Annotated in this window: 21 protein-coding genes; 14 read left to right on the top strand and 7 right to left on the bottom strand. The window is 39.5% G+C overall.

The genetic code is table 11. From position 1 onward, the window contains the following. Positions 1-66 precede the first annotated feature (66 nt). The 6 genes from PR808_RS04770 to PR808_RS04745 all read left to right on the top strand — a co-directional run bounded on the left by PR808_RS04770 (position 67) and on the right by PR808_RS04745 (position 6,099). Positions 67-1,035 carry a substrate-binding domain-containing protein gene (locus PR808_RS04770; RefSeq protein WP_206085354.1) on the top strand — a complete coding sequence of 323 codons (969 nt, stop codon included), beginning with the start codon at positions 67-69 and terminating at the stop codon, positions 1,033-1,035. Between the two features lie 78 nt (positions 1,036-1,113). Then, positions 1,114-2,628: a sugar ABC transporter ATP-binding protein gene (locus tag PR808_RS04765; RefSeq protein WP_206085355.1), complete on the top strand. Its 1,515-nt coding sequence runs from the start codon at positions 1,114-1,116 to the stop codon at positions 2,626-2,628. Positions 2,629-2,807: 179 nt separating this feature from the next. Continuing rightward, on the top strand, positions 2,808-3,686 hold the full coding sequence (locus PR808_RS04760) for an ABC transporter permease (RefSeq protein WP_375084316.1): 879 nt from the start codon (positions 2,808-2,810) through the stop codon (positions 3,684-3,686). A gap of 84 nt (positions 3,687-3,770) precedes the next feature. Continuing rightward, the gene (locus tag PR808_RS04755; RefSeq protein ID WP_272538817.1) at positions 3,771-4,535 is read left to right on the top strand and encodes an SDR family oxidoreductase; all 765 of its coding nucleotides are present in this window, start codon (positions 3,771-3,773) and stop codon (positions 4,533-4,535) included. A 224-nt stretch (positions 4,536-4,759) separates the two neighbouring features. Then, positions 4,760-5,701 carry a tRNA dihydrouridine(16) synthase DusC gene (dusC, locus tag PR808_RS04750; protein ID WP_206085358.1) on the top strand — a complete coding sequence of 314 codons (942 nt, stop codon included), beginning with the start codon at positions 4,760-4,762 and terminating at the stop codon, positions 5,699-5,701. A 149-nt stretch (positions 5,702-5,850) separates the two neighbouring features. Then, positions 5,851-6,099: a GlsB/YeaQ/YmgE family stress response membrane protein gene (locus PR808_RS04745; protein WP_004256598.1), complete on the top strand. Its 249-nt coding sequence runs from the start codon at positions 5,851-5,853 to the stop codon at positions 6,097-6,099. Positions 6,100-6,174: 75 nt separating this feature from the next. On the opposite strand, the gene sseA is transcribed toward PR808_RS04745, so the two are convergent. Continuing rightward, the gene (gene sseA, locus PR808_RS04740) at positions 6,175-7,014 is read right to left on the bottom strand and encodes a 3-mercaptopyruvate sulfurtransferase (RefSeq protein WP_206085359.1); all 840 of its coding nucleotides are present in this window, start codon (positions 7,012-7,014) and stop codon (positions 6,175-6,177) included. A 37-nt stretch (positions 7,015-7,051) separates the two neighbouring features. Further along, the gene (locus PR808_RS04735; protein WP_206085360.1) at positions 7,052-7,213 is read right to left on the bottom strand and encodes a hypothetical protein; all 162 of its coding nucleotides are present in this window, start codon (positions 7,211-7,213) and stop codon (positions 7,052-7,054) included. A 240-nt stretch (positions 7,214-7,453) separates the two neighbouring features. On the opposite strand from PR808_RS04735, the gene dinG reads away from it, so the two are divergent. Next, the gene (gene dinG, locus PR808_RS04730; RefSeq protein ID WP_272538816.1) at positions 7,454-9,571 is read left to right on the top strand and encodes an ATP-dependent DNA helicase DinG; all 2,118 of its coding nucleotides are present in this window, start codon (positions 7,454-7,456) and stop codon (positions 9,569-9,571) included. 90 nt (positions 9,572-9,661) lie between these two features. On the opposite strand, the gene dps is transcribed toward dinG, so the two are convergent. Together dps and rhtA are read right to left on the bottom strand one after the other, a co-directional pair. Continuing rightward, positions 9,662-10,165: a DNA starvation/stationary phase protection protein Dps gene (dps, locus tag PR808_RS04725; RefSeq protein ID WP_206085362.1), complete on the bottom strand. Its 504-nt coding sequence runs from the start codon at positions 10,163-10,165 to the stop codon at positions 9,662-9,664. Between the two features lie 334 nt (positions 10,166-10,499). Further along, positions 10,500-11,387 carry a threonine/homoserine exporter RhtA gene (gene rhtA / locus PR808_RS04720; RefSeq protein ID WP_206085363.1) on the bottom strand — a complete coding sequence of 296 codons (888 nt, stop codon included), beginning with the start codon at positions 11,385-11,387 and terminating at the stop codon, positions 10,500-10,502. A gap of 339 nt (positions 11,388-11,726) precedes the next feature. Here rhtA and PR808_RS04715 point away from each other — a divergent pair, with 339 nt between their 5' ends. From PR808_RS04715 to PR808_RS04700, 4 genes are all read left to right on the top strand, one after another. Then, positions 11,727-12,302 carry a TIGR00730 family Rossman fold protein gene (locus PR808_RS04715; protein WP_206085364.1) on the top strand — a complete coding sequence of 192 codons (576 nt, stop codon included), beginning with the start codon at positions 11,727-11,729 and terminating at the stop codon, positions 12,300-12,302. A gap of 25 nt (positions 12,303-12,327) precedes the next feature. Next, positions 12,328-12,786 carry a GNAT family N-acetyltransferase gene (locus tag PR808_RS04710; RefSeq protein ID WP_206085365.1) on the top strand — a complete coding sequence of 153 codons (459 nt, stop codon included), beginning with the start codon at positions 12,328-12,330 and terminating at the stop codon, positions 12,784-12,786. A 186-nt stretch (positions 12,787-12,972) separates the two neighbouring features. Continuing rightward, complete coding sequence (tauD, locus tag PR808_RS04705) at positions 12,973-13,812, top strand: taurine dioxygenase (protein WP_206085366.1); 840 nt, start codon at positions 12,973-12,975, stop codon at positions 13,810-13,812. Between the two features lie 205 nt (positions 13,813-14,017). After that, entirely contained in the window at positions 14,018-15,616 is a 1,599-nt protein-coding gene (locus PR808_RS04700; protein WP_272538815.1) for an ABC-F family ATPase, read from the top strand. A gap of 80 nt (positions 15,617-15,696) precedes the next feature. On the opposite strand, the gene PR808_RS04695 is transcribed toward PR808_RS04700, so the two are convergent. The 3 genes from PR808_RS04695 to moeA all read right to left on the bottom strand — a co-directional run bounded on the left by PR808_RS04695 (position 15,697) and on the right by moeA (position 18,215). Continuing rightward, positions 15,697-16,032, bottom strand: coding sequence for a zinc ribbon domain-containing protein YjdM (locus PR808_RS04695; protein ID WP_206085368.1), 336 nt, complete (start codon positions 16,030-16,032; stop codon positions 15,697-15,699). A gap of 183 nt (positions 16,033-16,215) precedes the next feature. Next, a complete protein-coding gene (moeB, locus tag PR808_RS04690) occupies positions 16,216-16,968 on the bottom strand; it encodes a molybdopterin-synthase adenylyltransferase MoeB (protein WP_272538814.1) in 753 nt (250 codons plus the stop codon). A 5-nt stretch (positions 16,969-16,973) separates the two neighbouring features. Next, the gene (gene moeA / locus PR808_RS04685; protein WP_272538813.1) at positions 16,974-18,215 is read right to left on the bottom strand and encodes a molybdopterin molybdotransferase MoeA; all 1,242 of its coding nucleotides are present in this window, start codon (positions 18,213-18,215) and stop codon (positions 16,974-16,976) included. A 250-nt stretch (positions 18,216-18,465) separates the two neighbouring features. On the opposite strand from moeA, the gene PR808_RS04680 reads away from it, so the two are divergent. The 3 genes from PR808_RS04680 (at position 18,466) to yeiB (ending at position 21,663) form a co-directional block, all read left to right on the top strand. Further along, complete coding sequence (locus PR808_RS04680) at positions 18,466-19,647, top strand: YbfB/YjiJ family MFS transporter (protein WP_272516337.1); 1,182 nt, start codon at positions 18,466-18,468, stop codon at positions 19,645-19,647. A 201-nt stretch (positions 19,648-19,848) separates the two neighbouring features. Beyond that, the gene (folE, locus tag PR808_RS04675; RefSeq protein WP_206085371.1) at positions 19,849-20,508 is read left to right on the top strand and encodes a GTP cyclohydrolase I FolE; all 660 of its coding nucleotides are present in this window, start codon (positions 19,849-19,851) and stop codon (positions 20,506-20,508) included. Between the two features lie 3 nt (positions 20,509-20,511). After that, positions 20,512-21,663, top strand: coding sequence for a DUF418 domain-containing protein YeiB (gene yeiB / locus PR808_RS04670; RefSeq protein ID WP_206085372.1), 1,152 nt, complete (start codon positions 20,512-20,514; stop codon positions 21,661-21,663). Position 21,664 lies beyond the last annotated feature (1 nt).

The raw sequence follows: 21,664 nt of genomic DNA, 5'->3' as shown, positions 1-21,664 counted from the left end.
GGAAAATTTAGTTACATAGTTATCAAAATAATAGAAAGCACCATCCCTACATATAAGGTAAATATAATGAAAGCTATTAATAAATTATTGCTTTGTACTATTGTTGTCTCTGCATTTTCAACAGGTTTAGCTAATGCTGAAGATAAAATAAAAATTGGTTTTGCGAATAGAACATTAAATGGCGCATTTTTTAATGGGCTTGATCAATACATGCAAAAGCATGCTAAAGAAAAAGGTTATGAAATAATCACGACAGATGCACGCGGGGATTTAAATAAGCAAATCTCAGATGTAGAGGATATGTTATCTCAAGGAATTAATTATTTAGTTTTAAATCCACAAGATCCAGAAGCAGGTATTCGCATTACGAATATGGCAAAAAATAAAGGTATTCCAACCATTATTTTAGACAGTGATATTCCACTAAGTGCTCCTGTCATAACACGTGTTCAGGCTGATAACGGAAAAAATAATGTCTTAATGGGAGAGTATGCAGTTGATTTATTTGGTAAAAATCCAATGAACTGTGTCTTTATCAGTGGGAATCAAGGTAATTTAGTCGGTGAAGCTCGTCGAGCAAACTTTGTTCGTGGTGTGATGGAAGCGCAACTTAGAAAATATAACCAAACAAATCTAACAGTGTTAAGCCAAGGTTGGGGAAATTGGGACCAGCAAGGTGGTCTTAAAGCGATGGAAGATTTGCTCGTTGCACAGGGAGATAAAATTAACTGCGTTTATACCGAATCTGATGAAATGGTCTTAGGTGCAGTTTTATCTTTGAAAGCCGCAAACAAATTAGATAACGTGAAAATTTTCTCGAATGATGGATATAAAAAAGCACTTGAAGCGATTTCACGTGGTGAATTGCAAGCAACATCTTCAAATAACCCAGATACACTAACATCTGCTGTTATCGATGTTATTGCTAAGCATAAAGCAGGCCAAACAGAATTCCCTGATTATTCTTACATCACGCCAGTTGTCATTAATAAAGATAATGTTAAGAAATATTATGATGAAAAAGCACTGTATTAATTAAGTGCGTGAGGTGCGGTAATAGAATACCGCACCTCTAAAAATCTATCATAGTTAATAAAGCAAAAGGTATTTATGATGGAAGAATATGCAATTGTGACAAAGGGTGTGAAAAAAAGTTTTGGTGGGGTTCATGCCTTAAAAGATATTAACCTTAAAGTTAAGCGGGGTGATATACATGCAATTGTAGGTGAGAATGGAGCCGGAAAATCAACATTAATGAAAATTCTATCTGGCATATATACAAAAGATAGTGGGCAAGTTTTTATTAATGGTGAAGAAGTGAACTTCACGACACCAAAGCAAAGCAGACAACATAAAATTGGTATTATTTACCAAGAACTTGCTATTTCACCTGAGCTAACTGTCGCCGAAAATATTTTTCTGGGGGACCTTGGTTTTGGGAAAGCGACTATAAACCGAAAATTATTAAATAAACGTGCTAGTCATGTTTTAAAAAATTTAGGTTTTGATATTGATCCCACCGTTAAGGCTAAAACACTGAGTGTTGCATATCAACAAATGGTTGAAATAGCGAAGTCATTGGCTCGAGATGTTAATATTTTAATCTTAGATGAGCCTTCAGCTGTATTATCTGAGCGTGAAATTAATATTTTATTTAGCCAATTGAAATTTTTAAAGGCACAAGGTGTCACTATTTTATATATTTCCCATCGGTTAGAAGAAATATTTAGAATTGGGGATGCAATTACGGTTATTAAAGATGGGGAAACGACGAAAGAACTGGATCCTAAAACGTGTACAGAGGACGATATTATTACAGGTATGGTGGGGCGAAGTTTTGAAAATCTATACCCAGTTAAAAATACGCCAAGTAATGAGATTGCTTTGCAGGTTGAAAATTTATCCACTAAAAGCTTACTTAATAATATTAATCTTTATGTTAAAAAAGGTGAAATTGTAGGCCTAGCTGGGCTCGTCGGCTCAGGACGCACGGAAATTGCAAGATGCTTATTTGGCATCGATAAAATAATGTCGGGTAGAATCATTAAAGATAATAAAGAAATTATTATTCACCACCCAAGTGATGCAATGAGCAAAGGTATTGGATTAGTTCCAGAAGATAGAAAAATTCAAGGCGCAATTTTATCTAGACCTATTCGTGAAAACATTAGTTTGACAAAGTTACGCTCTATTTGCCAATTAAAAGGTGTTATTCGGGTTAGTAAAGAACGGGCATTAGCGAGCATCTTTAAAGATAAGTTAAAAATTAAATTTAACAATATGGATGACCCAATTTCGAGTTTAAGTGGTGGGAACCAACAAAAAGTCGTTATTGCCAAATGGCTAAATACAAACTGTGATGTATTAATCTTAGATGAACCCACTCGAGGTGTTGATGTTGGCGCTAAAGTTGAAATTTATCACTTAATTAATGAATTAGCGCAAAAAGATTTTTCAGTAATTGTTATTTCATCGGAAATGATTGAAGTCATTTCGCTTTCTCATCGTGTTTACGTTATGAGTGAAGGGCGAATTACCGCTGAGTTACAAGAAAATGAACTATCAGAAGAAAATATCATGCGTCACGCTATTGTCAAACATGAAAAAACAGCTGCAATGGCAAATTAACTCATTTTTAAATGTAGCGCTGTAATCTAAGTTACAGATAAAAATAAAAAGGATACACCATGGAAACACTAGAAAACTCAAATTTGAGTGTGGAAAATAAATCGAACAATCAACCATCTTTATTAAGAAAAATAGCAAAGTTGATCGGCGAGAATTCAACACTACTTGTTTTTATTATCATGCTCGTTGTTGCGGGTTTTTTATCAGATCGGTTTTATAGTGCCGATAATATTACTAACGTATTAAGGCAAAGCGTTCCTCTCGGGCTAGCTACACTAGGTATGCTATTTGTTATTTTAACAGGGGGAATTGATCTATCCGTTGGTGCAATTATGGCCTTAGTTTCTGTGGTTGTTGCATTAATGATCCCTGATATTGGTCTATGGCCCGCATTAGCCGTTGGTATTATTATGGCAACCATTATTGGTGCTTTTGCAGGTATTTTAGTGACCTGGTTTAATATCGCACCATTTATTGCCACATTAGCAATGATGACAATTGCTCGGGGCTTAGGGTTGATAATATCAAAAGGACAGCCTGTATTTATTGATGACCCTGCATTAATCGAATTTGGTACTGGTTATTTATTTGGGATTCCTTTACCTGTTTACGTATTTGGTATCTTTATTTTACTAGCTCAATTTTTATATAAGCATACGGTATTTGGTCGTTTAGTGGTTTCAATTGGTTCAAATGAAACGGCAACACGCTTTGCAGGTATTCGAGTTAATTATTACAAGTTAGCTGTTTATGCACTAAGTGGGTTAGCCTGTGGGATTGCAGGAATTTTAGCCACAACAAGAACAGGTGTTGGTTCTCCAGTATTAGCGGTTGGTTTTGAATTAGATGTTATTGCAGCGGTAGTTGTGGGTGGTGCAAGTTTAGCGGGTGGTCGAGGCACTGTTATTAACACGATTATTGGCGTTTTAATTTTAAGTATTATTTCTAATTTGATGAACCTGATGAATATCTCTGGTTATAACCAACAAGTGGTTAAGGGCATCATTATTATTATTGCTGTGATGCTGGAAAGTATTAAATCAAAAGTAAAATTGTAAGAACAATAGATAGTGAGCTAATAAATAGAGCTTATTTCCTGTAAAAAAACAAGCAAATAATTATCCATTGTGGAGAGTGCGATTATGAGTAGTGATATTTTTTCTTTAAAGGGGAAAGTTGCCATTGTCACTGGTGGTAAGCAAGGTATTGGAAAAGTTGTTGCACAATATTTAGCGAATGCAGGTGCAGATATTGCTATTTTTGATCTTGTTGATGCCAGTGATATCGCTGAGCAATTAGAAAAAAATTATCATATCAAAGCAAAAGCCTACCGCTGCAATGTGGTAGACCCTGAAAATGTGAAGGCGTGCATTGAGTCCGTTGGAATTGATTTTGGTACCTTAGATTTATTATTTAATAATGCAGGGATTTGCTTGCATAAACCGGCAGTTGATTGCGCCCCTGACGAGTGGCGTAAAATTGTTGATGTTAATTTAAATGGTGTTTTCTTTGTTGCTCAAGCATTTGCTCGTTATCTGATTAAAAATGATAAACCAGGTAGTATTGTGAACACAGCATCGATGTCTGGGACTATCGTGAATATTCCACAAGAGCAAGCGTCCTATAATGCATCAAAAGCGGCTGTCGTGCATTTAACCAAATCTTTAGCAGTTGAATGGAGCCAGCTTGGTATTCGCGTTAATTCAATTAGCCCTGGCTATATTCGAACTGAAATGACGGCGACGGTAAGACAAGATTGGCAGGATGAATGGGTTAAAATGATCCCATTTAAACGAATGGGGACACCTGAAGAGCTTGCTGGTGCTGTCATTTATTTATTATCTGACGCTGCAAGTTATACCTCTGGTGCTGATTTAATAATCGATGGTTGTTTTACTATCGTTTAATTGTTCATATTTTGAATGAAAAACACCTCAGTAAGTTATACTTATTGAGGTGTTTTTTTGTCATTGCAAAGCATGCTCATTTTTATACTTATTTAGCCAAGAAAATGTATTATAGTCAGCTCAAATTCGTGCCTTTATTTTCCATGTGAACATATTGAGCTATCCCATGGCCAATATGGCCTGTAAAAATTGATTTTTACCTTTGTTGTTTTTGTGAGCCATTTATGCGTGTTTTATTAGCTCCTATGGAAGGAGTTTTAGACCCCCTTGTTCGCTCTTTATTAACTGCGGTCAATGATTATGACCTTTGCATCAGTGAATTTGTGCGAGTTGTTGATACGTTATTACCAGCAAAAACATTTTATCGTTTATGCCCTGAACTCAAATATCAAAGTCGAACATTATCGGGAACCCTTGTGCGCGTTCAAATACTTGGCCAGCACCCACAATGGTTAGCTGAAAATGCTTATCGAGCCATTGAATTAGGGTCATGGGGGGTTGATTTAAATTGTGGTTGTCCTTCAAAAACAGTTAATGGTCACGGTGGTGGTGCAACGTTATTAAAGCAGCCAGATTTAATTTACCAGGCAGCAAAAGCGATGCGTGAAGCTGTACCAAAAGAACTCCCAGTGTCAGTTAAAGTGCGTTTAGGTTGGGATAGTATTTCATTCGCTCATGAAATTGCGGATGCTGTTCAACAAGCTGGGGCAACAGAACTAACGATTCATGGACGTACAAAAGAAGATGGGTATAAAGCCGAGCGTATTAACTGGCAAGCTATTGGTGAAATTCGCCATCGATTATCAATTCCAGTAATAGCGAATGGTGAAATCTGGGATTATGACAGTGCTCAGCGTTGTCTTGAAGTAACAGGCTGCGATGCTGTTATGATTGGCCGAGGTGCACTTAATACCCCAAACCTTAGCCGTGTCATTAAATATAATGAAATTAAGATGCCTTGGGAGCAGGTTGAATCTCTACTACTGAAATACACGGAACTCGAAAAGTTAGGTGATACAGGTCATTACCATGCTGCTCGGATTAAACAATGGTTGGGTTACTTACGCAAAGAATACCAAGAAGCCGATGAATTATTTTCACAGGTTAGGGCGTTGAAAAATGCAGAACAAATTGCAGCGGTAATTATGCGAGTTGTTAACCATTAATTGTAAACAATCCTGTTTAGTTACTATTTTTATTTGCGAATTTCGCTTATAAGGTCTTTACTTAAACTATATGGTAGGTATATCTAATGCCTATGATTGCATGCTTTTTTAGCTACTGTTAAATAAAACCTAGTCTTGGGAGGCTTTAAATGGGCGTGATTGCGTGGATTATTTTTGGTTTGATAGCTGGTGTTTTAGCTAAGTGGTTGATGCCTGGCACTTATCATATGGGGTTCATTATGACGACGGTGCTAGGGATTGTTGGGGCAGTCGTTGGTGGTTATATCAGCACGTTTTTTGGCAAAGGTAAGGTTGATGGTTTTAACTTTGGTAGCTTTGTCGTTGCGGTGATTGGTGCCATTGTTGTGCTATTTTTAGCAGGGATATTTGCAAAATAGTCCTTATAGACCAAAAAACTTTCTTAAATAAGCCACTTAAGTATGAGTGGCTTATTTATTATATAAGCTAAAAAATCAAGGTTCTATTGGTAAGCCATTATCTTGGCCCCATTCTGCCCATGAGCCGTCATATAGACGTATATTATCGTTACCTAATAGTGTTAACGCCATAAGAACGACAGCGGCTGTCATTCCTGAGCCACAAGTAGTTATTGATGGAGCTTGAATGTCTACGCCTTGCTCTGCAAAGATAGCTTTTAGGTCTTCAGGGGATTTAAACTCGCCATTCGCAACTAACAAGTCCCATGGAACATTTTTACTTCCTGGAATGTGCCCCATGCGTAAACCTGGGCGAGGTTCTGGTGCCTGTGCTAAGAAGCGGGGGGCTGCTCGAGCATCAATAATTTGTATTTGACCTTCGTTAACAACATCAAGAACTTGCTGTTGGTTTAACGCGTTTGTATCTTTACGGGATGCTTTAAATTGCTTGCGTGTAGGAGGTGTCACTTCACCCGATTGTGTTGCAAAGCCTTCAGCTTTCCAAGCTTCGATGCCTCCAGCAAGGATTTTTACGTTTTTGCATCCCATTGTTGTAAATGTCCACCAAGCGCGTGGTGATGAAAATAAATTATTCTGTGAATAAATAATAACTTGAGTGTCATTATCAATTCCCATTGAACCAACTGCTTGGCTAAAGACTTCTGAACTTGGCAGCATATGCGGTAGGTCGCAAGTTTTATCGGCGATTTCATCTTGGTGGAAAAATTGCGCGTTTGGAATATGCTCTTCTAAATAGTGCTGTCGGCAATCATAAGGGGCAGTTGGTGGTGGAGATGAAGCATCAAGTACAATGATATTGCCATCAGATAGGTGTGTATTAAGCCATTGAGGGGTTACAAAATAATCGTTGTACATAAGTTATCTCCGTCCTGGGTTGATAAACCACTTTATACTATTGAACTTGGTTTGGTGCAGGCAGTAATGATGGTGATTGTGGTTGCCCCTGTTCTATCGGGGTTGTGGAGCGAGTGTAGATATTCATCCCTGCAAGGACGATGCCGCCTACGGAACCAAAAGCGCATAATGCGCAAAGTGCGATAACAACCTTTTTCATTTTTTATAGCCTGCGTAGAAATAAGAACCCAAAGTATAACTGGATGAGTGTTGCAAACAAGTTAAAAGCGATTTTTTCTGCCTCTGAGTTGGTGTTTTGCAAAAGGCTTCCCAATTTTTATGTATAATGGGTTTTAATACAGTAGTTTTGCGAAGCGGTTGGCAAAAGTTATTTTTCGTGTTTCCCTGCCGTTGTGGTTTTCGTTACCTTACATCTCACATTTGGTCATCAACGTAATTTATGTCCCTATCAAACAAAATTAAAGAGCAAATAACCCAGTGGTATAAAGGGTTGTCATCACAAATTGATGGGTTTGTTTCCCGAGCGCCGCAGCGCCAAATGATAGCGGAAGTCGCTAAAAACTTAGCGGATGACGGTGGACGTCATTTAGTTATCGAAGCGCCCACTGGGGTAGGAAAAACGCTTTCTTATTTAATTCCAGGTATTGCAGTGGGTAGGGAAGAAGGGAAAACGCTCGTTGTTAGTACAGCGAATGTGGCATTGCAGGATCAAATTTTTAGTAAAGATTTGCCGTTACTGAGCAAAATTATCCCAGATTTAAAATTTACGGGTGCATTTGGGCGTGCACGTTATGTTTGCCCGAGAAATTTAGAGGCTATTTGTGCCGCAGAAGGCGAACAAATTGATTTAATGTTACTGGTGGAAGATAAAACGGAGATAGCCAATAGCGAAGAGCGGGCAATTTGTCAGCAATTACGTAATGACTTCAATTCCTTTATATGGGACGGTTTACGGGATCACCACAAACGGGCTTTTCCAGACAGCTTGTGGCGTAAAGTTAGCACGGACAAAATGAATTGCTTAGGTCGTAATTGCCAGTTCTATCAACGATGCCCATTTTTTATTGCAAGGCGTGAAATTGAAGATGCTGATGTCGTCGTGGCTAATCATGCTCTAGTGATGGCGGCGATGGAAAGCGAATCGGTGTTACCTGATCCTAAAAAATTACTATTAGTTTTGGATGAGGGGCACCATGTACCCGATGTAGCACGGGATGCTTTAGAGGTTGAAGGTGAAATCACATTAGTGCAATTGAATGCGCAAGTGGATAATTTTATGAGTCATGTGGGGCAATATTTAGCGCAGTTTCGGCCAGTGAAGCCCCCTAAATTGGCCAACCCAGACAAGTTACAACAGCATGCTGAAAAGCTGCGTGAGGCATTTCGTGATTTTTCTTTATTAGCAAATGCAGTATTGCCTGAAACCTCAAAAGAAAGTGAGTATCTTTTCCCGCTAGGTGTATTGCCTGAGGCAATGCAACAGTGTTGCCAAGACCTTTTTAAACAAACAGATGCATTAAAAGGTTTAGCGGAATCAATATTGAATGATTTGACGGAGCAAACTGCAAAACAAGACATTGTACGTTTACACCGTTCTATATTAACAACGAGTAGAGCGATGGGCTATTTTGAGAATATGGCAAAACTTTGGCGATTAGCCGCGCTTGAACAAAGTTCAGGCGCGCCAGTTTCGAAATGGTTAAGTCGCCGCTATGAAAAGAATCAGTCGCGTATTTTTATGCATTGCGCGGGCATTCGAGTGAGTGAACAACTACAACATCTATTATGGCGTAATGTGCCTCATATTGTCATTACATCAGCAACACTTCGCTCCTTAAATAGTTATTCAAGGTTTATGGAATTAACGGGGTTATCGGAAAAAAATGATGACCACTTTGTGACGTTGTCTTCGCCTTTTAATCATGTTGAGCAAGGGAAAATTATTATTCCTCAAATGGAATATGAGCCCACAATAACCACTGAATCGCAACATCTTTCTGAAATGGCAGCATTTTTTCGTGAGCAATTCACCCAAGGTAAGCACCGTGGTGTTTTGGTGTTATTTAGTAGCCAAAGGGCAATGGAAGGGTTTCTTGAACATGTAAAAGACTTGCGCTTGCAATTGTTAGTTCAAGGAGATCAGCCACGTTATCGTTTGGTTGAAACTCACTGTGAAAGAATTAGCAAGGGGCAAGCAAGTGCGTTGGTTGGTTTACAGTCCTTCGCAGAAGGGCTTGATTTAAAAGGTGAGTATTTAACACAGGTGCATATTCATAAAATTGCATTTCCACCTGTGACCAATCCAGTTATCGTGACTGAAGGGGATTGGTTAAAATCGTTAAAACGCTATCCGTTTGAGGTGCAAAGCTTGCCAAGTGCTTCATTTAATTTAATTCAGCAAGCAGGGCGTTTAATCCGTAGTCATGAATGTTACGGTGAAATTATTATCTATGATAAACGCTTACTGACAAAAAATTATGGTAAACGTTTATTAAATGCTTTACCTGTTTTCCCAATAGAACAACCTGAAATGCCTAAGGTAATAAATAAAAAGTAGAAAGCATTAAATATGTATTAGGTTATAAACAGTAAAAGGCCACAATTAAGTGGCCTTCAGGTCAATTATAATTGACTCTATGGTATGACATTACTCAATATTTGCTTCTAAAAACCAAAGGAATTTATCCATATCACGAGATGCAGCGGTAAACATATCTGCAGTATCTTCATCCTCGACTTCATCAATAGCTTTACGAATATCATTTGCGACAACAGCATAACGGTCTGCGAGCGCTTTTAAATGGTCTTGTACGCTGTGGATATTAATTGGGTAAGCTTCTAATGAAGTAAAGCGGTTAACTTCTTGTGTTGTCCCAATCGCGACCCCTCCTAATTGGACAGCACGCTCTGCAAACTCGTCTAAATGTTCAACTAAAGTGGTTCTAAAACCATCTAACATTTCATGGACAGCAATGAAATTGCGACCACGCATATTCCAGTGAGCTTGTTTTGTCATTAAAGAGAGATCCGTAAAGTGAACAACCATAACATTTAAAATGCCAATGGTTTCTAATTTTACGCTATCTTCCAAGTCGTTACGTGTATATAAAAGTTCAGTTGAAGATGTTTTAAATAATTTAGCTGTGCTCATGGTTCATCCTCTTTTTAAATATTGAAACTGGTTGATAACCTCATCTGTTAATAAATATAAAGTAATCAGTTTAATTTGTCATAGTGTAATAAACGATTAATTTAATAGGCCGATTCGATATGTTTTATTCTACTTGATTTTATTGTGGCTGCTAGGGATTTATTATTTTTTGCAATAAGTGCGATAGGTCAAGGTTATATTAATTTAAAACAATTTTAATAAATAAATATGACAAGAAAATGAAATGTTAATGGCAAGATAACAGGTTAATAAACCGAATGAATAAGTTTATTAACCTAATTAATGCTTCAAAAAACAAGATATTATTTGTTTTTTATGAGACTTCTTCAATTTTTGATTTCGGTGAGGCTGTGGATGTTGACCCGATAGAGGCACAAACAATACACAGCAGAGCCAGCCATTGGGTTAATGTCAGGTGCTCTTGCAAGAAAACAATACCGAGGAATGCGCCCATGCATGGCTCTAGGCTCATTAATGTGCCAAACGTTTTTGCTGGTAGGCGTGTTAAGGCAATCATTTCAAGGGTATAAGGAAATGCTGTCGATAAGATGGCAACGGCTAAAGCGAGGGGTAAAATTGCTGGGTCAAACATCACCTCAAAGCCTGTCTGCATAAGTCCGATAGGGAAGAAAATCAGAGCAGATATAAAGGAACCAACTGCCACGGTTGCTGCGCCGTAACCAGCACCTGCACGTTGGCCAAATATAATGTAAATTCCCCAACATACGCCAGCCCCTAGCGCATAAATAGCGCCGAGTGGGTCGATGGAATTAATGTTATCACCGATAGGTAGCAAAAAGAGTAACCCAGCAATAACCAGCCCAATCCACAAAAAATCGATAGGTCTGCGAGAAGAAAACATCGCAACCGCTAATGGGCCTGTAAATTCCAGTGCGACAGCAATCCCAAGAGGGATGCGCTCAAGTGATAGATAAAATAGGTAATTCATTGTTCCGAGAGATAGCCCATACGTTAACAATGGAACCAATGAGCTTCTTCTAAACTTCAAGCGCCAAGGTTTAAAAATAACAAACAAGATGATGGTGGCCAGCAATAAGCGTAAGCCTGTTACACCTGGAGCGCCGATAAGAGGAAATAGTGTTTTAGCTAAAGAAGCGCCACTTTGAATTGAGGTCATTGCTAGCAATAATAACCCTATTGGTAATAGTGGAAATGCGCTCTTTTTGGTATCGGCAGACATAAATAATAAAACCTCAGAAAAACGTCACTAAGTCAGTAAACACGCGATAACAGTGATTCGTGTTAAATAAAAATTAAAATATTACAATGAAAAATAATTTCACAGGATTATCGCATAAAATAAGACTGCTTTATATTTGTTTATTACCTTATAGCACTCGCTGATGGGGGATAAAATGTGATATAGGGAAATCGATATTGGTTTAGTGAAATAGCAATGGTATAAAAAGAGATTAATAGGGTTTTATTATGGCAAATAATCTGGGTTGAGCTTCTTTAACGCTCCCGTATAATCCTTTTTTTACCAAAAAGTCATAATAAAATGAAAAACGAGGACGTAATGGGAACAATTAAAAGTATTGCAGTATATTGTGGTTCTAGCATGGGTAAACATGAAATCTACCAGCAAAAAGCCATTGAGTTTGCTAAAGAGATGGTCAAGCGTGATATTGCATTAGTATATGGTGGTGCCAGTGTCGGTATCATGGGGACAATCGCAGATACTGTTTTATCGTTAGGTGGAAAGGCAATAGGTGTTATACCGTCATTGCTCGAAGAGCGTGAAATTTCACATAAGAACCTGACAGAACTGTATAAAGTTGAAACAATGCATCAGCGAAAAAATAAAATGATTGAGCTGGCGGATGCTTTTGTTGCTTTACCAGGTGGATATGGCACGTTAGAAGAATATGCGGAAGTGTTTACATGGAGTCAAATTGGCCTGCATACCAAGCCTTGTGCGTTGTTTAATATCAATAATTATTGGCAGCCATTAATTGATATGACAAATAAAATGGCGGATGAAGGTTTTTTACACGAAAAGTATCGTCATATGGCGATTGTCAACGATTCACCAGCAGCGTTAATTGATAGTTTTGAATCTTATATTGCACCACCAGTAAAAACATACGATTAAACTGCGTAAAAATAATGGGAAAATGATGATAAGAGAAGCTACACGTGATGATTTAAATGCTGTTTTATCCCTCTATCAAACCTTGTTTACGGAAATGGCCTTACTTGACTCTGAGCGTATGAAGCCTGCAGAACAATCACAAGAATTTATTGAAAATGCCATTGTTGATGATAAGTTTCATCTATTAGTCGCGGAATTTGAAGGCGAAGTTAAAGGGTTTTGTATTGCCGAGCACCAATCTGCGGCTCCCTATAATTGTATGGTTCCACGGGATTTTGCCTACGTTTTTGATTTGATTGTTTCCCCAGATTCTCGTGGTGAGAAAACAGGGCATCAATTACTTGATGGTATGAAAAATTGGGCGAAAAACAAGCAGTTTAGCCACTTGGAGCTATCGGTGTTAGCACAAAACCATAATGCGATTCGTTTTTATGAGCGTGAAGGTCTATCTGAAATTACTCGCACCATGGGCATTAAGTTATAATTTACCTCATGTCGGCCGAAGACGGCCGATATATCCTATTTTACATATAAATTAGCAATCTATTACTAAGATAATTATATTTCTAATATATTGTTTTATATTAACTTTATTTTTTTTGATATTTTTAAAAAGCCTAATTTAGATTACTTTTATTTTTACATTAAAACTGAAGTGATTAGGAATTATATGGAATATCCTTTTAAAATAAAGCGAGTTTCACCCGCATTAGGCGCTCTCATCAGTGGTATCGATTTATCTCAACATATTGATGATAAACAGTTTACAGCGCTGAACTATGCGTTGCAGGCATATCATGTCCTTTTTTTTAGAAACCAACCTATACAACCTGAACAGCAAAAACAATTAGCTGAGCGGTTTGGTTTATTACACACACATCCCATTTACCCTCATACGCCTGAATGCAAAGAAATAATGGTACTTGATACGGATGAACAGAACCCACCCGATAACGACAATTGGCACACTGATGTTACATTTATTGAAACACCGCCAATGGGGGCGGTATTAGCGGCAAAGCATATTCCAGAATTAGGAGGTGACACATTATGGGCCAGTGGTGTGGTGGCTTATAGTGCATTATCTGCTCGGTGGAAACATATGCTAGCGGGTCTTCAGGCAGTACATGATTTTACAAAGTCATTCCCAGAGTATCGTTTTAGCCATTCAGAAGAAATTCATTCGAGATGGTTGAAAGCCAAAGAAAATAGCCCACCCGTATCACACCCTGTCGTTAGAACTCACCCAATTTCAGGCCGAAAAGCGTTGTTTGTTAATGAAGGCTTTACTACCCGTATCATTGGGTTAACGCCCAAAGAGAGCGAAATAACATTAGGTTTTTTGTTCCAACATATTAATAAACCAGAGTTTCAGGTGCGTTGGCAATGGCAAAAAGATGATATGGTGATTTGGGATAATCAAATCACTCAGCATTATGCGACAGCAGATTATTTGCCCGAAAGGCGTATTATGCACAGGGCAACAATCATTGGCGGCGTACCTTATTAGAATGATTGCAGAATGACAATTATCAAAAACAGAACAAGATCTAAGCGCTCGATTATGGCATAATGCGCCGCTATTTATATCCGTCGTATTACATATCATAGAAATCGCTGTTTTCTTTACTGTTTAAAGCAGTGTTGTTGGCTTTTTCTATGATGCGCATTCTTTAAGACAGGTAACTCTACACCGTTTAATTTAAGGCATAGCAGTGTTAACAACCAACAATATCACTATGCAGTTTGGCAGCAAGCCACTGTTTGAAAACATTTCAGTTAAATTTGGTACAGGCAACCGTTACGGTTTGATCGGCGCAAATGGTGCGGGTAAATCGACGTTTATGAAGATCTTAGGTGGCGATTTAACCCCAACAGCGGGTAACGTCAGTACAACAGATCCGAATGAACGTATTGGTAAGCTTCGCCAAGACCAGTTTGCATTCGAAGAATATACGGTTCTGGATACGGTCATTATGGGCCATACTGAACTGTGGAATGTGAAACAAGAGCGTGATCGTATTTACGCACTACCTGAAATGAGCGAAGAAGATGGCTACCGTGTTGCTGACTTGGAAGTCGCATATGGTGAAATGGATGGCTACAGTGCGGAAGCTCGTGCGGGTGAATTATTATTAGGTGTAGGCATTCCTGTTGAGCAACATTATGGCCCAATGAGTGAAGTTGCACCAGGCTGGAAACTACGTGTATTGCTGGCACAAGCCTTGTTTTCTAACCCAGATATTTTGTTACTCGATGAGCCTACGAACAACTTGGATATTGATACTATCCGTTGGTTAGAGCAAATCCTGAATGATCGTAACTGTACTATGATCATTATTTCCCATGATAGGCACTTCCTCAACACAGTTTGTACGCACATGGCAGATTTAGACTATGGTGAGTTGCGTTTATTCACGGGTAACTATGATGAATATATGATTGCAGCGACACAAGCGCGTGAGCGCTTACTGTCTGATAATGCGAAGAAAAAAGCGCAAATTGCTGAACTGCAATCTTTCGTTAGCCGCTTTAGCGCTAACGCATCTAAATCAAAGCAAGCGACATCACGTGCACGTCAAATTGATAAAATTCAATTGGATGAGGTTAAAGCGTCTAGTCGTCAAAACCCATTTATTCGTTTTGAACAAGAGAAAAAACTGTTCCGTAATGCCCTTGAATTAGAGGCAGTAGCGAATGGTCACGATCAAGGCCCACTCTTCAAAAACGTTAATTTACTGCTTGAAGTGGGTGAGAAAATGGCGGTTATCGGAGCCAATGGTATTGGTAAAACCACTTTCTTAAAAACCTTAATGGGTGAGCACCCAGCAACAAGTGGGATGGTTAAATGGTCAGAAAATAGTCGTATTGGTTATTATGCACAAGACCACGCAGAAGATTTCGAAACTGATCTAAATGTTTTTGACTGGATGAGCCAGTGGAAAAACGAAGGTGATGATGAGCAAGCGGTGCGTAGTATCTTAGGCCGTTTATTATTTTCACAAGATGATATTAAGAAAAAAGTGAAAGTGTTATCGGGTGGTGAGCAAGGCCGTATGCTATTTGGTAAGTTGATGATGCAACAACCAAACATTTTGATTATGGATGAACCAACCAACCATTTAGATATGGAATCTATCGAGTCATTGAACTTAGCACTGGAGATGTACCAAGGAACGTTGGTGTTTGTTTCCCATGACCGCGAGTTTGTCAGCTCATTAGCAAGTCGTATTTTAGAAATCAAAGAAGATAAAGTGATTGATTTCAAAGGTACTTATGATGAGTACCTGACAAGTCAAGGCGTTGTTCTTTAAATAAGCTTTTCTCTAACATAAAGCCCCAGTAACGTGTATGTTACTGGGGCTTTTGTATTTAAAACAGAATTAGCTTTAACTTAGTTCTTTTTCACAAACTCAGATTTCAGCTTCATTTGGCCAAAACCATCAATTTTACAATCGATATTGTGGTCACCTTCGACTAAGCGAATGCCCTTCACACGGGTACCGATTTTGAGCATGTTAGAACTGCCTTTAACTTTCAGGTCTTTGATTACGGTGACTGTGTCGCCATCCGCTAACAGATTGCCGTTGGCATCTTTAACAATCAGTTCATCAATCTCTGCCACGGGTTCTGCGTCATTCCATTCGTGCGCACATTCAGGGCAAACATACATATCATTATCAGTATAGGTGTATTCAGACTGACATTTCGGGCAAGGAGGGAATTGCATATTCATACTCTCAGTAGCATTATAAAATAATAAAACGTGGTGATATTTATACGTACAGGTACCACAAAAGAGGAATAGTATAAGCTCAAAGGGCCATTAATTTGTTTTTTCGGAATAATCTTAATTTTGTACTTGGAAAGAGATTAATTAGGCGAAAATATTTTCGCCTAATTAAATAACTAGCTAGTTTGAGTTGCAGACTTCACAGTGCGGGTCTTTGCTCAGTTTAAATTGGCGAAAATCCATCGCCATCGCATCAAACAATAAGACTTTGCCTGAATTCACTTTGCCATAGTTGGCGAGGAGTTTAATGGTTTCCATTGCCTCTAATGTGCCTATAGTCCCAACTAGCGGAGACATCACCCCTGCCTCGACACAGGTTAAGCTATTTTCCCCAAACAAACGGCTTAAACAGCGGTAACAGGGGGTATTATCTTCATAAGTAAAAACAGACAGTTGGCCTTCCATACGAATGGCTGCGCCAGAGACTAACGGTGTTTTCTGCGCTAAACATAAACGGTTAAGTTGTTCACGAATAGCGACGTTATCGGTGCAATCTAAAATCACATCATGGCGAGTGATTAATTCACTAAGCTGCGCATCCTCAAGTTTGGCATTAACCGTATCAATATGGATATGTGGATTAATTGCACAAAGTTGCCACTTTGCAGAATCGACTTTGGGTTCGCCAATTGTGGTATCACGGTGCAAAATTTGTCGCTGTAAGTTAGAAAGCGATACGGTATCAAAATCAACTAATGTTAAATAACCAACACCCGCCGCAGCAAGGTATTGCGTTGCCGCGCAACCTAGCCCACCTAAGCCAATGACCAGTACTTTGCCTGCTTTGAGCTTTTCTTGCCCGTCAAAATCAAAACCGCGAAGAATTATCTGACGGTTATAACGCAGCATTTCGTTATCGCTAAGTTCTTGCACGGTAATTATTCGCTTTTCAATAAGTAGTTAAACATTTCAACATCAACGGTTTCACCTGCTTCTACTCGACCACGTTCTCTTTCTAGCACGATAAAGCAGTTGGCTAAGCTAAAGGAACTAAATACGTGTGAGCCTTGATGGCCTGTTGTGGCAACTTGAAGTTGCCCTTGCTCATTGGTACTTAAAATACCGCGTTGGAAATCCAGACGACCAGGCGTTTTTTTCAAAGGTGTGGTGACGGGTACTTTGAAACGTAGTGGGGCTTGCCATTGGCTATTTCCTGCTAAGCGTGCAATCAATGGCTGAACAAGTTGATAGAACGTGAGTGCAGCAGAAACGGGGTTTCCTGGTAAGCCACAGAACCAAGAATGACTCAGTTTACCAAAGGCAAAAGGTTTTCCTGGTTTGATGGCTAATTTCCAAAAACCAATCGTGCCCAATTCATCAAGGATTTGTTTAGTATAATCGGCTTCACCAACAGAAACGCCGCCACTGCTGATCACTAAATCCGCTTGTTGATCTGCTTCAATAAAGGTTTGTTTTAGTTTTTCAGGGGAGTCAGGGATCACGCCTAAATCTAAGACTTCACAATTGAGCTTTTCTAACATCAAGCGAACAGTAAAGCGGTTGGTATCATAGATTTGCCCATCATGAAGTGGTTGACCCACAGCTTGTAGCTCATCCCCCGTTGAGAACACAGCCACTTTTAAGCGACGATAAACTGTCACATCCGCAATACCAAGTGAGGCAATCAACGGTAATTGGGCGGTTGTAAGTAGGGTTCCTGCAGGGAACACTGAACTGCCTTGGGCTATATCTTCGCCGGCTTTACGGACGTTACTGCCTTTTTTAATTGGTTGAGTAAATAGGATGCCACCATCTGTTTGTTCAGTTGATTCTTGCATAACAACCGTATCTACACCTTGTGGAATAGGCGCACCAGTCATAATACGCACGCAACAGCCAACTTTTAGTTCGCCTTCCATCGGGTTGCCTGCAAATGATTTACCCGCAACAGGCATTGGCGTTTTTCCATCCCAATCTGCAAAACGCAAACCATATCCATCCATTGCTGAATTATCAAAGGGAGGGACATTGATAGGGGAAATAAGATCAGTGGCAATAATCCGTTGCGCTGATGAAGTCAGTGGAATGATTTCTGTACCTGCCACAGTTTGGGTTTCAGAAAGTAATTTTTCCAATGCAAGATCTAAAGAAATCAAATCGTTAGTATGACACTGATCCATAAATAATGGCCCTCATTATTGTGAAATGCCTTGAGGCTTAAAATGTGTTCGTAATGCACATTATGGCAGAAATCATGAGTTGGGTGAATGAATAGAAATTGATTACAGATAGCTTTTGAGCAGATATTACGGATATAAAGAACAAATAAATGCACTAAATGATAAAACGGTTTTTGTTGTATTAATGTTAAATAGTAAAAAAGTAAACTATTCTAGGTGCAATGTTTCTAGAACGTAACGAGTGAGAATTGTGTCAATAAAGCCGATTGTAACCTCACCAAGCCGCAGTGCTGCTGCTTTTCATATTGCTTTTACAGGTTTTCTGTCGTTAATTGTGGTAATGGGAATAGGGCGATTTACGTTAACGCCTCAAGTCCCCCTAATGATTGAGGAACACCAATTAACGTTATCGAGTGCCAGTATTGTGGCTGCATGTAACTACCTTGGTTACTTGCTAGGCTCTTTTGACGCGATGCGAGCACGTTCATATGTAGAAAGGCGTATGTGGTTGGGCGTGTGGGGGGCGGTAGTGATCACGTTACTGAGTGCATTGCTTAATGGTCCGATATTACACAGTATTGCCCGTTTTGTGATTGGCTGGGCAAGTGGCATTGCGTTAGTGTTGGTCGCAGCTTGGGCCAATGAAACCTTGGCGAGACTTAACCGACCAGCTCTTAGTGTGGCGGTATTTGCGGGAACGGGAACGGGAATTTTCGTTAGCGGTATGTTAGCGGTAGCGATCCAACGATGGCATTTAACGGCGAGTGAAGCGTGGGTAATTTATGGTGTATTGGCGCTGATTTTGAGCTTGTACATCAGCCGTTATTTACCTCGCTCGGGGCAATGGCAACGGCCTGCGGGGGAAATTAAAAAATTAACCCTAACCCCTGAAATCAAACGCTTGGTTTGGTGTTATGGGCTCGCTGGGTTTGGTTATATTTTGCCAGCTACTTTTTTATCACAAATGGCCGCACAACGTTTTCCTGATAGCTTATTTGCTCAGTTTGTTTGGCCTGTTTTTGGGGCATCTGCGGTAGTCGGTATATTATTTGCGATGTTGCTGCGAAATTTATCAACAACCCGTAATCGGTTAGCGATTAGCTTATGGCTACAAGGGATGGGGATATTGCTTGCAGAAGTGATCCCGAGTATTTCAGGGCTGGTTATCTCTGCAATATTGGTCGGAACAGGGTTTATGTGTACAGTGCAATTAGCATTACAACTTGGCCGCGAGTTGGCGCCTGATCACAATCGTTTTATGGCGGGGCTGCTGACTACCTTTTACGCTATTGGGCAGTTAGTTGGGCCAACACTGTCATTTATTTCCACCGCTTTAACAGGAAAATTAGAGCCTGCGCTGTATATCGCATTTATCGCATTGGTGGTGGGGGGATTATTGGTTTACTGTCGCGGAAGCAAACCGATTTATTAATAAATATTTAGCTAATCATATTTTATAAATGATAGTGATTTGCCGTAATGGGTTTACCATAGTGAATAATGTTGTTGATGCGAATGCAAATATTTCACACATGTTGTAACGGTTGTACTGGATTATCTGCACCTGCTGTTTTAGAGTACGGCGCACACCTGCATTTTTATAAAAATAGTCACACCATTTGTGGAGGATCACATGTCATCTCTCAGTAAAGAGGCCGAATTAGTTCACGCTGCGTTGGAAGCCAGAGGGTTAGAGACCCCTTTGCGTATTCAGCCAAAATCAGGCGATGAGCGTAAGCAACTGATTGAAGGGCACATGACAGAGATCATGAAGCTGCTCAACCTTGATCTAACTGACGATAGCCTCGCTGACACGCCTCGTCGTATTGCAAAAATGTATGTTGATGAGATCTTTTCAGGATTGGATTACGCCAATTTTCCTAAAATCACATTAATTGAAAATAAAATGAAAGTGGATGAAATGGTGACGGTTCGTGATATCACGCTAACCAGTACCTGTGAACATCACTTTGTGACTATTGACGGTAAAGCGATAGTGGCTTATATCCCAAAAGATAAAGTGATTGGGTTATCGAAAATCAACCGTATAGTGCAGTTTTTCTCCCAACGTCCGCAAGTTCAAGAGCGTTTGACACAGCAAATTTTAGTGGCATTGCAAACATTACTTGGAACCACGAATGTGGCGGTTTCCATTGATGCGGTACATTACTGCGTAAAAGCGCGTGGCATCCGTGATGCAACCAGTGCTACCACCACAACATCGTTAGGTGGGTTGTTTAAGTCGAGCCAAAATACACGGCAAGAGTTTTTACGTGCGGTTCGCCATCTATAATCTATGGCAATCATTACATCATCAAGCCGTATCAAGCAGCTTGATACCGTTCGTGGCATGGCAATTCTTGGTATTTTTTTATTAAATATCTTTGGTTTTGCTTTGCCATTAGCGGCCTATCTAAACCCTTATTACACTGCCAGCACACCACCTTCTGAAGCCTTTGTTTGGATTGTATTTAATCTGTTTTTTCAAGGGAAAGTCCTCGCTATTTTTTCGATTTTATTCGGTGCCACATTAGCGCTATTGCAGCCTCGAACTTTAAGGTGGAACCATCAACGTTTGTCTATTTTAGCCTTATTTGGGGTGATTCACGGCATTGGTCTTTGGGATGGTGACATTCTACTGGCTTATGCATTAACGGGGCTGGTGGCTACGTATTTATTGAATCAATACGATGATAGGGCGTTATTGAAAATAGCGGCATCCATTTATTTCATTGGTTTACTTATTCTGCTTATTTTAGGTTGGGGAGTTGACCCTCAAGGTTTTTGGCAGACCTCAGATGAGCAAATATATTTCGAATACAGTGCAAAAACAGTGGGTGGTATTGAGGGCATTATTTATCGCATGAAAGAAATCCAAGCGATGCTTCAAATGCTATTTATTCAGTATGGTTGGCAGCTTATTGCATTGATGATTATTGGAGCATTATTAATCCGAAATGGTTGGCTACGAGGGCAATTTAGTGCCATGCATTATCGCCGTATGGCGCTGTTTTTTATTGTCCCTTCGCTGCTTATTCAAGTGGTTGCGTTATATGGGCAGAGCCAGTTTGGATGGAGTTATTTTTCTACCTCAATTATTGGCTACATCATTAATGAGCTAGTCATTCCTTTTCAGGCGCTGGGTTATATTGCCTTGGTATATGGTTTTTGGGGGCAGATTCAGCATGCTGTGGTTATTTCATGGTTACAAAATATTGGTCGAATGGCGTTGAGTAACTACATTTTACAAACGCTGATTTGCACCACTATTTTTTACCATCTGGGGTATTTTGCGCAATTTACCCGTTTTGAGTTATTGGCTTTTATCCCGCCTGTTTGGTTGGCAAATATTTTGTTTTCGTATTATTGGTTACGATTTTTCAATCAAGGCCCGCTTGAATGGGTATGGCGGAAGTTAACTGAGAAATTAAACCAAGTGAATGGATAAG

Origin of the sequence: Providencia sp. PROV197 (assembly GCF_028479625.1) — a bacterium.
Lineage (GTDB): Bacteria > Pseudomonadota > Gammaproteobacteria > Enterobacterales > Enterobacteriaceae > Providencia > Providencia vermicola.
This window is presented reverse-complemented; position numbering and strand designations above follow the sequence as displayed.

Excerpts from the sequence above, each read along its gene's own strand:
- PR808_RS04770 (WP_206085354.1), top strand. The coding sequence starts at position 67 with ATGAAAGCTATTAATAAATTATTGCTTTGTACTATTGTTGTCTCTGCA.
- PR808_RS04765 (WP_206085355.1), top strand. The coding sequence starts at position 1,114 with ATGGAAGAATATGCAATTGTGACAAAGGGTGTGAAAAAAAGTTTTGGT.
- PR808_RS04760 (WP_375084316.1), top strand. The coding sequence starts at position 2,808 with ATGCTCGTTGTTGCGGGTTTTTTATCAGATCGGTTTTATAGTGCCGAT.
- PR808_RS04755 (WP_272538817.1), top strand. The coding sequence starts at position 3,771 with ATGAGTAGTGATATTTTTTCTTTAAAGGGGAAAGTTGCCATTGTCACT.
- dusC (WP_206085358.1), top strand. The coding sequence starts at position 4,760 with ATGCGTGTTTTATTAGCTCCTATGGAAGGAGTTTTAGACCCCCTTGTT.
- PR808_RS04745 (WP_004256598.1), top strand. The coding sequence starts at position 5,851 with ATGGGCGTGATTGCGTGGATTATTTTTGGTTTGATAGCTGGTGTTTTA.
- sseA (WP_206085359.1), bottom strand. The coding sequence starts at position 7,014 with ATGTACAACGATTATTTTGTAACCCCTCAATGGCTTAATACACACCTA.
- PR808_RS04735 (WP_206085360.1), bottom strand. The coding sequence starts at position 7,213 with ATGAAAAAGGTTGTTATCGCACTTTGCGCATTATGCGCTTTTGGTTCC.
- dinG (WP_272538816.1), top strand. The coding sequence starts at position 7,454 with ATGTCCCTATCAAACAAAATTAAAGAGCAAATAACCCAGTGGTATAAA.
- dps (WP_206085362.1), bottom strand. The coding sequence starts at position 10,165 with ATGAGCACAGCTAAATTATTTAAAACATCTTCAACTGAACTTTTATAT.
- rhtA (WP_206085363.1), bottom strand. The coding sequence starts at position 11,387 with ATGTCTGCCGATACCAAAAAGAGCGCATTTCCACTATTACCAATAGGG.
- PR808_RS04715 (WP_206085364.1), top strand. The coding sequence starts at position 11,727 with ATGGGAACAATTAAAAGTATTGCAGTATATTGTGGTTCTAGCATGGGT.
- PR808_RS04710 (WP_206085365.1), top strand. The coding sequence starts at position 12,328 with ATGATAAGAGAAGCTACACGTGATGATTTAAATGCTGTTTTATCCCTC.
- tauD (WP_206085366.1), top strand. The coding sequence starts at position 12,973 with ATGGAATATCCTTTTAAAATAAAGCGAGTTTCACCCGCATTAGGCGCT.
- PR808_RS04695 (WP_206085368.1), bottom strand. The coding sequence starts at position 16,032 with ATGCAATTCCCTCCTTGCCCGAAATGTCAGTCTGAATACACCTATACT.
- moeA (WP_272538813.1), bottom strand. The coding sequence starts at position 18,215 with ATGGATCAGTGTCATACTAACGATTTGATTTCTTTAGATCTTGCATTG.
- folE (WP_206085371.1), top strand. The coding sequence starts at position 19,849 with ATGTCATCTCTCAGTAAAGAGGCCGAATTAGTTCACGCTGCGTTGGAA.
- yeiB (WP_206085372.1), top strand. The coding sequence starts at position 20,512 with ATGGCAATCATTACATCATCAAGCCGTATCAAGCAGCTTGATACCGTT.